Origin of the sequence: Vibrio sp. T20 (assembly GCF_007858795.1) — a bacterium.
GTDB lineage: Bacteria > Pseudomonadota > Gammaproteobacteria > Enterobacterales > Vibrionaceae > Vibrio > Vibrio satsumensis.
Window position 1 is genome coordinate 1 of sequence record NZ_VFEB01000050.1, and the last position, 291, is coordinate 291.

Consider the following 291-nt stretch of genomic DNA (forward strand, 5'->3'; position numbering starts at 1 on the left):
CGTCGTAATTGAAGCTACAGGTCGATTAGAAATGCCGTTCATACTCGCATGTGACAAAGCCAAATTACCTTATGTTGTTGCCAACCCACTACGTATTAAAAGGTTTGCTGAGGCTATTGGGCAACGTGCTAAGAATGACCGCTTAGATGCCGCGCTCATCGCACATTATGCCGAAAGAGTTCAACCCGAACTGACTAAGCTAAAAAGCGAAAACATGCGCCTTATGAGTGACTTAGTCACGAGGCGGAACCAACTACTCACCATGCAAACCATGGAAAGAAACCGACTACA

At 45.7% G+C, this 291-nt stretch carries 1 protein-coding gene; it reads left to right on the forward strand.

Annotated features, from left to right (window positions below):
• On the forward strand, positions 1-291 hold a 291-nt coding region (locus FTW16_RS03025), incomplete at both ends, for a transposase (RefSeq protein WP_146490007.1).